Source organism: Peribacillus sp. TE19612, assembly GCF_056279465.1.
In genome coordinates, this window is sequence record NZ_JBWCCL010000004.1 from 13,339 (window position 1) to 24,189 (window position 10,851).

Annotated in this window: 9 protein-coding genes and 1 riboswitch; of the genes, 7 read left to right on the forward strand and 2 right to left on the reverse strand. The window is 40.6% G+C overall.

Features of this window, described 5'->3' with window-relative positions; all coding sequences use genetic code 11:
- Nucleotides 1-11 precede the first annotated feature (11 nt).
- The 6 genes from resB to ACZ9AO_RS08235 all read left to right on the forward strand — a co-directional run bounded on the left by resB (nt 12) and on the right by ACZ9AO_RS08235 (nt 7,599).
- Nucleotides 12-1,661 (forward strand): cytochrome c biogenesis protein ResB, encoded by a 1,650-nt coding sequence (gene resB, locus ACZ9AO_RS08210; RefSeq protein WP_048680112.1) that lies wholly within the window; start codon nt 12-14, stop codon nt 1,659-1,661.
- Nucleotides 1,654-2,832 (forward strand): c-type cytochrome biogenesis protein CcsB, encoded by a 1,179-nt coding sequence (ccsB, locus tag ACZ9AO_RS08215; protein WP_476108840.1) that lies wholly within the window; start codon nt 1,654-1,656, stop codon nt 2,830-2,832. Before resB ends, ccsB begins: the two co-directional genes overlap by 8 nt.
- Nucleotides 2,833-3,127: 295 nt before the next feature.
- A complete protein-coding gene (locus ACZ9AO_RS08220) occupies nt 3,128-3,844 on the forward strand; it encodes a response regulator (protein ID WP_034308096.1) in 717 nt (238 codons plus the stop codon).
- Entirely contained in the window at nt 3,841-5,634 is a 1,794-nt protein-coding gene (locus ACZ9AO_RS08225) for an ATP-binding protein (protein ID WP_048680105.1), read from the forward strand. Before ACZ9AO_RS08220 ends, ACZ9AO_RS08225 begins: the two co-directional genes overlap by 4 nt.
- A 215-nt stretch (nt 5,635-5,849) precedes the next feature.
- A complete protein-coding gene (gene sigX / locus ACZ9AO_RS08230) occupies nt 5,850-6,410 on the forward strand; it encodes an RNA polymerase sigma factor SigX (RefSeq protein ID WP_048680217.1) in 561 nt (186 codons plus the stop codon).
- Nucleotides 6,376-7,599 carry a GerMN domain-containing protein gene (locus tag ACZ9AO_RS08235; protein WP_476108841.1) on the forward strand — a complete coding sequence of 408 codons (1,224 nt, stop codon included), beginning with the start codon at nt 6,376-6,378 and terminating at the stop codon, nt 7,597-7,599. The genes sigX and ACZ9AO_RS08235 overlap by 35 nt, the downstream gene beginning before the upstream one ends.
- A 48-nt stretch (nt 7,600-7,647) precedes the next feature.
- On the opposite strand, the gene serA is transcribed toward ACZ9AO_RS08235, so the two are convergent.
- Complete coding sequence (gene serA, locus ACZ9AO_RS08240) at nt 7,648-9,222, reverse strand: phosphoglycerate dehydrogenase (RefSeq protein ID WP_476108842.1); 1,575 nt, start codon at nt 9,220-9,222, stop codon at nt 7,648-7,650.
- Nucleotides 9,223-9,543: 321 nt separating this feature from the next.
- Nucleotides 9,544-9,680: riboswitch (FMN riboswitch) on the forward strand.
- Nucleotides 9,681-9,844: 164 nt separating this feature from the next.
- Here serA and ACZ9AO_RS08245 point away from each other — a divergent pair.
- Nucleotides 9,845-10,426: an ECF transporter S component gene (locus ACZ9AO_RS08245; protein WP_034308089.1), complete on the forward strand. Its 582-nt coding sequence runs from the start codon at nt 9,845-9,847 to the stop codon at nt 10,424-10,426.
- 126 nt (nt 10,427-10,552) lie between these two features.
- Here the strand turns inward: ACZ9AO_RS08245 and ACZ9AO_RS08250 are convergent, their stop codons facing one another.
- Nucleotides 10,553-10,801: a ferredoxin gene (locus tag ACZ9AO_RS08250; RefSeq protein ID WP_034308087.1), complete on the reverse strand. Its 249-nt coding sequence runs from the start codon at nt 10,799-10,801 to the stop codon at nt 10,553-10,555.
- Between the last annotated feature and the right edge of the window lie 50 nt (nt 10,802-10,851).

Genomic DNA, 10,851 nt, shown 5'->3' on the forward strand with positions numbered 1-10,851 from the left:
GAGTTTTTGACATGAAAGAAGTAAAATGCGATTGTGGTCATGTAAATCCGTTTGGCACAAAGATATGCGGGAAATGCGGAATGGTGCTTGGTAACGAAAAAGAGAACAAGCTTATTGATATGAGATATGAAGGAAGTGCCAGGCGTTCACAAACATATAAAAAAACGATCATCGATAAAATATGGAATTTCTTTTCTTCCGTTAAGGTCGGGGTGACGCTCATTGTCATTGCTTTGATCGCTTCAGCTATCGGGACGATTTTACCCCAGGAAATGTACATCCCTTCAACCGCGACGCCTGCAGAGCATTATGAACTGGAATATGGCTGGTTCGGAAGGGTGTATTATGAACTCGGGTTTCATAACTTGTATAGTTCATGGTGGTATTTGATTATCATAGGCATGCTGGGCATATCACTATTGATTGCCAGTATCGACCGGTTCTTTCCGTTATATCGATCGTTAAAAAAGCAAGGGGTCACACGTCATGACGGTTTCATGAAACGTCAGCGGATTTATGGGGTGACAAAGCTTGAAGAACAAGATATAAACCTTGAAGAAGTAAAGGATAGACTAAAAAGGCAGCGTTATCATATTCGAGAGGAAAACGGTCATATACTTGCCGAAAAAGGTCGTTTTTCACGCTGGGGACCCTATGTCAATCATATTGGACTTATCATTTTCTTAATTGGAGCATTATTGCGTTCCGTCCCTGGGATGTATATCGACAAAGTACTTTGGCTGCGTGAAGGCGAGAGGAAAGAAATCCCCGGTACAAATGGTGAATACTATCTTCAGAATAATGAATTTACCTTAGAGGTGTATGACAAAGAGAGTGAAGAAGATAAGCAGTACAGTGCTGCAATTGATAAAACCGGTACGATCGCAAAAACATATCAATCCGATGTTACGCTCTATGAGCGCAAGGGAGAAACCTTACCAGGGGAAAAAGTAGACCTTGATAAGCTTAAAGATTATAAAATCAAAGTCAATGAACCTCTGAAACATGATCATTATGCCCTCTACCAAGTAGACTATAAATTGGATGAGCTCAGTACGATGGCTTTTAATTTGATAAATAAAAAAACCGAAGAGAAATATGGAAGCTTAAAGGTTGATTTGAACAACCCTCAAAAGAAATACGAGTTGAAAGAAGGATATTCTGTTGACTTGATCAGTTACTTCCCTGATTTCGAGTTCGATGAAAAAGGCGAACCTAGAACGATATCGAAGATTCCGAATAATCCAGCATTTATCTTTAAGATGCATACTCCGGATAAGCCAGAGGGTGAAGTCAGTTTCGTAGCGATTAAGGAGACTGTGGAGCCTTTAGGGGAAAACACTTATAAAATGGCTTTTAATGGTGTGGAAACCCAAGATGTCACGGCTTTGACCGTCAGGAAGGATTTAACGCTTTGGATTCTATTCACGGGTGGAATCATCTTCATGATCGGCGTTGTCCAAGGGTCTTATTGGAATCACCGGCGTATATGGATTAAAAGGAAAGATGATGAGATACTTTTGGCCGGCCATACAAACAAAAACTGGCACGGCATTAAAAGGGATATAAAACAAGCAATAGAATCAACATCACTTTCCGAACCAATGGATCAACTTGAAGAGGAGAAATCTTCTAGTAAGGGGGAAGTTTTAAATGGCTGAATTAAGCAGTAACCTTTTATATGCAGCTTTCATTTTATATCTGATCGCTACCTTTTTATTCGGGGGATCGATCAAGGATAAACGCGGTGCGGAGGAAAAAGAACAAAACAAATGGGCAAAACTGGGCATCTTCGTCACCATTCTCGGGTTTGCAGCGCAAATTGGGTATTTCATCACCAGATGGATTGCTGCCGGACATGCCCCGGTAAGTAACCTGTTTGAATTTACGACCTTTTTCGGAATGATGCTGGTCGGTGCTTTCATATTAATTTATTTTCTTTATAAAACACCTGCCCTTGGGCTATTCGCTTTACCGATTGCATTATTGATAATCGCTTATGCAAGTATGTTCCCTACAGAGATTTCGCCACTCATTCCTGCTTTGCAGAGCGATTGGCTCCATATTCATGTAACGACCGCAGCTGCAGGACAGTCAATCCTTGCCATAAGTTTCGTTACTGCCATCATTTATTTAATCAAATTCGTTGATCAGACACAATCAAGCAAAAGAACGTTCTGGCTTGAAGTCATCATGTTCACATTAGTCTGCACCATCGGTTTCGTCATCATCACTTCTTCTTTTGCTGCCATGGATTATAAGGCGAATTTTGATTGGGTCGATAAAAAAGGTGCCGAAGTCAAACAGGAATTCAACCTGCCGGCATTGGTAGGTCCCAATGAAGGGAAACTCATTGAGACGGATCGATTTGAACCGCTGGTGGACATGCCTGGACTGATCAATGCCAAGAAACTGAATACCGTTCTTTGGTCATTCGGTATGGGACTCGTCCTGTATGGTTTAATAAGGTTGATTGCTCGCAAAAGAGTGGCAGCACTGATTAAACCGATCGTTAAAAATGTGAATTTGAATTTATTGGACGAGATTAGTTATCGTTCGGTTCTTATTGGTTTTCCAATCTTTACACTCGGTGCCCTCATTTTTGCAATGATCTGGGCTCAAGTGGCCTGGACACGATTCTGGGGCTGGGATCCGAAAGAGGTCTGGGCACTGGTTACTTGGTTGTTTTATGCGGCTTTCTTGCATTTGCGGATGTCTAAAGGGTGGCAAGGGGAAAAATCGGCTTGGCTTGCCGTCATCGGTTTTGCCATCATCATGTTTAACCTGATATTCGTCAATCTTGTTATTGCCGGTTTGCATTCATATGCTTGATTCTGTATTGTAATAATTAGATGAAGGGGGTCTTTTGATAGAAACGTCGAGGAGTTGGCTTATCGATTTTTCTAGAGAATGATCCCTTTTTCCTTTCATCCCTTTTAATAAGAATATTTTGGTGAAAAAGCAATTATCCATTCTTAATGAGCGGTCGGAGTCTTTTTTGTGACAAAATGGTGAAAGGTTCATGGAAGCCACTCGAAAATGGCTCTTTATCGTACTTTGTAAGGAAAAAGTATTAGTCATGGAAGTATTCATTTTGTAGAATATATGATAGGAGGCTGATTACATAATGTATAACGCTATTAAAATTCTCGTGGTGGATGATGAGGAAAGAATCCGCCGGCTGCTAAAGATGTATTTGGAAAGAGAAGAATACATAATTGATGAAGCTGAAAATGGAGATATGGCTTTAACAAAAGCCCTTGAAAATGATTATGATTTGATTTTATTGGATATTATGATGCCTGGGAAAGATGGAATCGAAGTTTGCCGTGAATTAAGGGAAAAGAAAACGACTCCAATTATCATGCTGACGGCTAAAGGGGAAGAAGTGAACCGCGTTCAAGGATTTGAAGTGGGGACCGATGATTATATCGTAAAGCCGTTCAGTCCCCGTGAAGTCGTGTTAAGGGTTAAAGCTTTATTGCGTCGCTCTTCAAGCACAGGTTACATGCAGACGGAAACGACGGCAAAAGATGTGATCGTCTTCTCACATCTAACAATAGATAATGATGCCCACCGTGTACTTGCTGATAACAAAGAGGTTTCATTAACACCGAAAGAATATGAATTGTTATATTTCTTGGCGAAATCCCCAGATAAGGTTTTTGACCGGGAGCAATTGTTAAAAGAAGTATGGCACTATGAATTCTTTGGAGATCTTCGAACTGTAGACACGCATGTTAAACGCTTGCGTGAAAAATTAAACCGCATATCCGAAAACGCAGCCAAGATGATTGTGACCGTTTGGGGTGTAGGTTACAAGTTCGAAGTCATTAATGACTGATGCTATGGGGCAGTGTTGTAGGGAAGCTATGGGCAACGATCCTATTGCTCGTGTCGTTTGTATTAATTGTTTTAACCGTTCTGCTGGTCGAATTCTTTGAGAATTTCCAAATTGAAAATATTGAAAATGATTTAACCAAAACGGCTGAACAAATCATTAAGGTGACCAATGAACATCAGGGATCCAGCAATGAGGTATTACAAATAGCTTCGGAATTAATAGGCAATGAAACGAAAATGATCATTCTTAATGATGACAAAATGGTATTCTCATCCATCGGTGGAGATAATGAGTTTGAAATCACGCCGGAACTCATTAAAAATGACCCCGAATTGCTCAAGGTTTTTACGGAAAGAAAGACTGTAAAAAAGGAAATGGCGCTATCCGAAGATGCGGGAAACGAGGGCTTATCCGCAATCGTGGTAGGCATTCCGCTTGAATTGAATGGGGAGCAGGATGAAGTGTTCCTATTTCAATCGTTGGAGTCCATGGAAGAAACCACAAAATCCACTACACAGTTCATTTTATTGGCAGCAGGCATCGCCATTATTTTGACAACGATTTTTGCTTTCTTTTTATCTACAAGAATCAATGCTCCATTGGTGAAGATGAGGGAAGCCGCCCTAGCGATTGCCCGGGGGAAATTTGATACAAAGGTTCCAATACTGACTCAAGATGAAATCGGTGAGCTGGCCATAGCGTTTAATCAGATGAGGAAGCAACTGAAATTCAATATGAATGCACTTAGTCAGGAAAAGGAACATCTCTCCAGCATTCTTAGCAGTATGGCAGATGGGGTCATCACCTTTAATAAAGACGGCACAATTCTTGAAACGAATCCGCCAGCGGAAAGGTTTCTGCAATCCTGGTATTTTGAAAAGGGCTATAACCGGGAAGATAATGTTAATGTTCCTTTGGTTTTGATGAATCTTTTTGATGAATCAGAGTCCTTCGATAAGGAACAAGTCGGTGAAATTACCTTGCAGGGCCGTAATTGGGGATTGATTGTCAGTCCGCTATATACAAATGGCGACAATATTCGGGGAGCGGTGGCCATCATAAGGGATATGAGTGATGAAAGACGGATGGACAAACTCAGGACTGATTTCATAGCGAATGTTTCCCATGAGTTAAGGACCCCGATTTCAATGTTGCAAGGATATAGTGAAGCGATTGTAGATGACATTGCGGGCAGTGAAGAAGAAAAGGTGGAAATGGCCCGCATCATCTATGATGAATCTTTGAGAATGGGACGTTTAGTCAATGATCTTCTCGATCTAGCTAAATTGGAATCGGGTAAAATGAATCTTAGCTATGAATGTGTACCTATTTCTCCATATTTAAAGAGGATTACAAGTAAGTTTTCTGGGCTGGCTAAAGAAAAAGGGATTACCATATCAGCCAGCCTGCAAGACGATCAGATTCAATGGCACTTCGATCCGGACCGTATTGAACAGGTTTTGACCAATTTAATTGATAATGCGATTCGTCATACTCCCCCAGGCGGTAACATTGATGTCATTCAGAGGACAAGTGATCGAAGGGGACTGATCATTGATGTGAGGGACTCTGGATCTGGAATTCCTGAAGAAGATCTGCCTTTTGTATTCGAGAGGTTTTATAAAGCGGATAAAGCAAGGACCCGCGGCCGTTCGGGTACCGGATTGGGTTTGGCAATCGTAAAAAATATAATCAATGCCCATGATGGCTACATTTCGGTAAACAGTTTACCTAATAAAGGGACGACGTTCAGTATCATTTTGCCTCGAATTATGGAAAACGCTGAATGAATGACAGGTGGATCGCCAGATAATCTTGTTTCATAAAGAACTGCGAAGACAAAGGCAAGTGGATTTCTTTCCAACTTGTCTTTGTTTTTTTAGGAAACAAATAAGAAGTCCCTGATATGTGGAAATTAACGGAATTTTATAATAAGATTAAAGCCGAAGTATGTAACTTTTGTTTAAGATTGACGACTATATTTATGAACGGATGTGGGGAAATGATGGATTCCGTTTTCCACGATCTTTATGAAAAATATCATCAGGAAATATATCAATTCATTTTTTATATGACTAAAAATCGAGAAACCGCCGAAGACCTTGTTCAGGAGGTCTATATCCGGGTGATGAAGGCCTATGAACGCTTCGAAGGAAAAAGCAGTGAAAAAACGTGGATGTATTCGATTGCAAGAAATGTGACGATTGATCACTTTCGGAAACAAAAAGGGTGGAAAGACAAAATCTTTCCTAATTTTGATTGGGATAGGCAATTGCTAAAAGATGAAGAGCCCATTCCCGAGGAAGTGGCTATCAAGAACGATGAAATCCAAGATATTTACCAATGCTTAAACCGGTGTACCACGAATCAAAGATCCGTGATCATTTTACGATATATTCAGGGATTGTCCATTACGGAAACTGCTGAAGTATTGAATTGGAGTGAAAGTAAGGTGAAAACGACCCAGCACCGAGCTTTGAAGGCCATTAAAAAGTTGATGGAAGATTTATCAGGAAAGGAGGGCCACCGCATTGAGGAGATCCCGTTGGAAAGAAAGCGAAATTGAAGACATGCTGCGCGAGCTTCCGAAATTAAAAGATGACCGAACCAAGGCAGAGGTGTATGCGAGAATACATGATAAAAAGAAAAAGAAACACTGGATACCTCTATTCGCGGGTGTTGCCTCCTTATTCTTAATGGTTGTTTTGGCATCATCGTTCATTATTGAAATAAAAGGAACGATAAGTCGAGAAGACAGCGGCAGCAGTGGGAAATTATCTCTATCTGAAAGTAAGGAAATGGCAGATCTTGAACGGAAGGATACAAGTAACCAAGAAAAGCCCTCAGAAGATAAACAGGAAGCTCAAGAGTTTTCGAGTAACCAAGCGAAAATCGAATCCAAAGACAAGTTTTCAGAAATGGAACCGCGAAAAGGGGAAAAGGAAAAAACATTTGAACAAGCGATCTATAAGGATGACCTTAAAAATGCCTCGATCATTACGATGGGTGTCCCAGATGATCAAATGAATTTCATCGTTCCCATTTCAATTAAACTTAAACATCATGATGAAAGTGATACACTGAATCAGTTAGTTAATCAAATGTCCGATATCGATGAAGCGCAATATGGGCTATCTGACTATTTTCCGCTTGATATAAAGATTAGCCAAGGAAACGATATAAACACTGCCCATATTGATTTTCCAGAAAAAAGCCAACTGTTGGCTGAAGATACACTTTTTCTCCATTCGATGGAAGAAACGCTTTCCTATAACAATATAGAGAAAATGACATTTTCCACAGAAGGTAAGCAAGGTGCCAGGTTTGCACATGCGGGATATTTAAAGGAGATGGATATACCTCATCAAAAAAAACGCACATACCTTCTTTATCAAAGGGATGAGTCCTCTCCAAGTTTCCTTGTTCCAAGCAATATGGGTTATCGGGACTTTGAGGAGGCGCTGCAAGCCGGAAAAGGGGAGGCGGACATCGAGGGAATTTCACCTGCAATCCCCCATGACCTGAAATGGGAAAGGATAAGCTCTAATGGAGATCTTGTGATCATTCATCTATCAGATCAAGCTGTTATTGAAAATAGTGAGGAAACCGTTCAAGCTTTAGAAGCCATACTCTTCATAGCTAAGGATTTTGGTTTTGAAAAAGTGAAGTTTGAAAATGCTCCTATTGAAGAGGTGGGCCAGTTGAATTTAACTGAAGACATATTGGTGCCAGAAGCACCGAACCAAGTGAATTGAATGCATTAACAGAAAAAAGTGCCCGCGCTGCGGGGCACTTTTTTCTTCTTATAATGAAATACGGGCCATGAACGTAATTTCTTCTGTTTCCATTAAAAACTGTTTCATGTTGTCTTCTAATGGTAAATCGAAGCTCAAAACCATGATGGCTTCACCGCCAGCTTCTTTTCGGCCAACCTGCATGGTGGCGATATTCACTCCGTGATCACCCAGGATCTTACCTACGTTACCGATTACACCGGGTTTATCGGTATGCTGGATATAAAGTAAATTCGATTCTGGATGAAAGTCGATTTTGAAACCATTCAAACTTGCAATTCGAGAACCATAGTTTTCGATATAGGTCCCACTTATTGTTAATTCTCGGTTGTCACCTTTTACTTTAAGGCTGATCAAATTCGAGTAACCTAAAGAGTCCGTAGAGATTTTTTCGCCAATGGTTATGCCACGCTCTTTTGCGATCAACAAGGCATTCACTTCATTGACTGATGCATCGACTCTTGATCTTAAAAAGCCGGAGATTAGACTTTTTGTAAGAATCGCGGTATCGAAATCCAAAGATTCTCCTGCATATGTAACGGAGATTTCCTGAATTCCTTCATTCATGCACTGGGAAGCAATCGATCCCATTTGCTGAACAAGTTGATGGAATGGCTGTACCTTTTCAAACACTTCTTTAGATATGGCCGGAAGGTTGATTGAACTTGAGACTGGATTTCCTTCGAAATAGGTCAATACTTCTTGGGCAACCTGTACGGCGACATTTAATTGGGCTTCTTTCGTGGAAGCGCCTAGATGCGGTGTAGCAATGACGCTGTCCAGTTCCAGCAGTTTATGGCCAAGTGGAGGTTCTTCGACGAAAACGTCCAGTGCCGCCCCTGCAACATGCCCTTCAACTAACATTTCATATAAATCATCTTCGTCTAGAATTCCACCACGGGCGCAGTTCAGTACATAAACCCCTTTTTTACAGGTAAGCAGTTTTTCTTTATTAATTAATCCTCTAGTTTCATTCGTTAGTGGTGTATGGACAGTAATGATGTCTGCTTTAGGAAGCAATTCATCCAATGGCAGGGCCGTTACGGACATTTTCTTTGCACGATCTACAGTCAGGAACGGGTCATAGACAATGACATCCATGCCAAACACTTTAGCACGTTTGGCAATTTCCCCTCCGATGCGTCCAAAGCCAACTATGCCTAATGTTTTACCACGAAGTTCAGTTCCCGTATATGAAGAACGTTTCCACTCCCCATTTTTCAATGAAGCATAAGCTTGCGGAATGTGGCGCAATAATGAAGCCATCATCGCGAATGTATGTTCAGCTGTTGAAATGGTGTTGCCGTCAGGTGCATTAACCACGACAATCCCGCGTTTTGTCGCTGCGGGGATGTCTATGTTATCAACACCGACACCAGCGCGTGCTATAATTTTTAACTGCGGCATACGGTTCATTAAATCTTCCGAAACCTTTGTTGCACTTCTCACAAGAATTGCATCGATCTGATCAAGTTCGTTTGCAGCTTCCTCTACGGTCTTCTGAATGAGATGGATATTGGATGCCTCTGAAAGCGGTCCGAGTCCTTCTGGTTTAATGGCGTCTGCTACTAAAATCCGATACACGTCTAAACACCTTCCTAAGGAAAAAATTATCTTAAATTTCAGTTAATTTTACAATTGAAATGCTGATAATGTCAATTTAGCTTATCTGAATGAAAGCGCTTAAACAAATGATTTTCATCTGATCATCCGTTTAATGCGGCGATATAAATAGCTTCGTCTCCTTTTGTGAAAAATTTTCGAATTGTCATATTGTAAATCCGCCATTTGTTTTAAGCCGTTCACTGCGACGATCGATATTCATCCTACATGCATCAAATGAGAAAAAATACTATCAAAAAAAAGGTATTTCAGATATAATGGGAAGTATAAAAAATTTTATAGGTCTATCTTCGGGGCGGGGCGCAATTCCCCACCGGCGGTGATGAAAGAATTTCTACTTCTAAGCCCGCGAGCCTTACAAGGCAGGATTTGGTGTGATTCCAAAGCCGACAGTATAGTCTGGATGGGAGAAGATGGAGGTTCCTTAGTGCGTTTCAACAGTTATTTGCTGAACGTTTGTTTGATGTAACCTTTAATTTATCCCTTTAATTCCATTGGAATTAAAGGTTTTTTATTGAACATCAACATATTTTGGAATCCTAACCTCTTTTTCAGGTAGATCGGAAAAGAAGGAGAGAGAACTATGAAAAAGAACAAAGTGAAAAAAATGGTCTCACTTGCCATGATGGGAAGCATATCGTATTTATTGATGCTTTTAAATTTCCCGTTTCCAGGATTCCCGCCTTTTCTCAATGTTGATTTTAGCGACATACCAGCACTGATGGCGGCATTGATTTTCGGTCCGATGGCTGGAATTCTAGTCGAGTTCATTAAAAACCTATTGGATTTAGTCATGACAGGGACCTTGACTGCTGTGCCTGTGGGGCATATAGCTAACTTTATAGCCGGAATACTGTTTGTCTTGCCGACTTATTATGTATTTCAGAAAATCAATTCAAAAAAAGGAATGACGTTCGCCTTACTTGCGGGAACAGTTTCCATGGCAGTATTCATGAGCGTATTAAACTATTTTGTCTTTTTACCGGCTTATACCTTCTTTATGGGATGGGATGCCATGTCGGCGCCCGAGTCAAGAAAGTTCGTTACCACGGCAATCTTGCCTTTCAACGTGATTAAAGGCGTGCTCATCACATCTGTATTCATGTTGCTGTTCATTAAATTACAGACATGGATCAATAAGCAAACATTATATAAAAATGCTTAATGGCATTGACGATAGATATGAAAAAACAACCGGATACCCATATCCGGTTGTTTTTTTATGCCTGTTTTTTGGTATGTGCATTGGCCAAAAGAAAAAGCCATTCTCGATTGAAAATGGCTTGTACCTTTATTCGAATTTTAGTGCATCTCCGTCAAATGCCTCGTCAGCAACTTTGATGGAATCCGTTGGGCATCCTTCAAATGCATCCATCATGTCGTCTATAAGTACATCTGGAATTTCAACGATACCTTCGTTATCGTCAAGGGTAACAAATGCAATCCCTTCGTCATCATAATCATATATATCTGGTGCCGCTGCTCCGCAAGCTCCACAAGCTATGCATGTTTCTTTATCCACAATAGTAAATTTAGCCATGAATATAACCCCTCCTAAGTTGATTAACAACTGATAATCTTTTTATTTCA

Bases quoted from the DNA above. Each gene is read 5' to 3' on its own strand.
- ACZ9AO_RS08220 (WP_034308096.1), top strand. From the start codon at position 3,128: ATGTATAACGCTATTAAAATTCTCGTGGTGGATGATGAGGAAAGAATC.
- resB (WP_048680112.1), top strand. From the start codon at position 12: ATGAAAGAAGTAAAATGCGATTGTGGTCATGTAAATCCGTTTGGCACA.
- ccsB (WP_476108840.1), top strand. From the start codon at position 1,654: ATGGCTGAATTAAGCAGTAACCTTTTATATGCAGCTTTCATTTTATAT.
- sigX (WP_048680217.1), top strand. From the start codon at position 5,850: ATGGATTCCGTTTTCCACGATCTTTATGAAAAATATCATCAGGAAATA.
- ACZ9AO_RS08250 (WP_034308087.1), bottom strand. From the start codon at position 10,801: ATGGCTAAATTTACTATTGTGGATAAAGAAACATGCATAGCTTGTGGA.
- ACZ9AO_RS08245 (WP_034308089.1), top strand. From the start codon at position 9,845: ATGAAAAAGAACAAAGTGAAAAAAATGGTCTCACTTGCCATGATGGGA.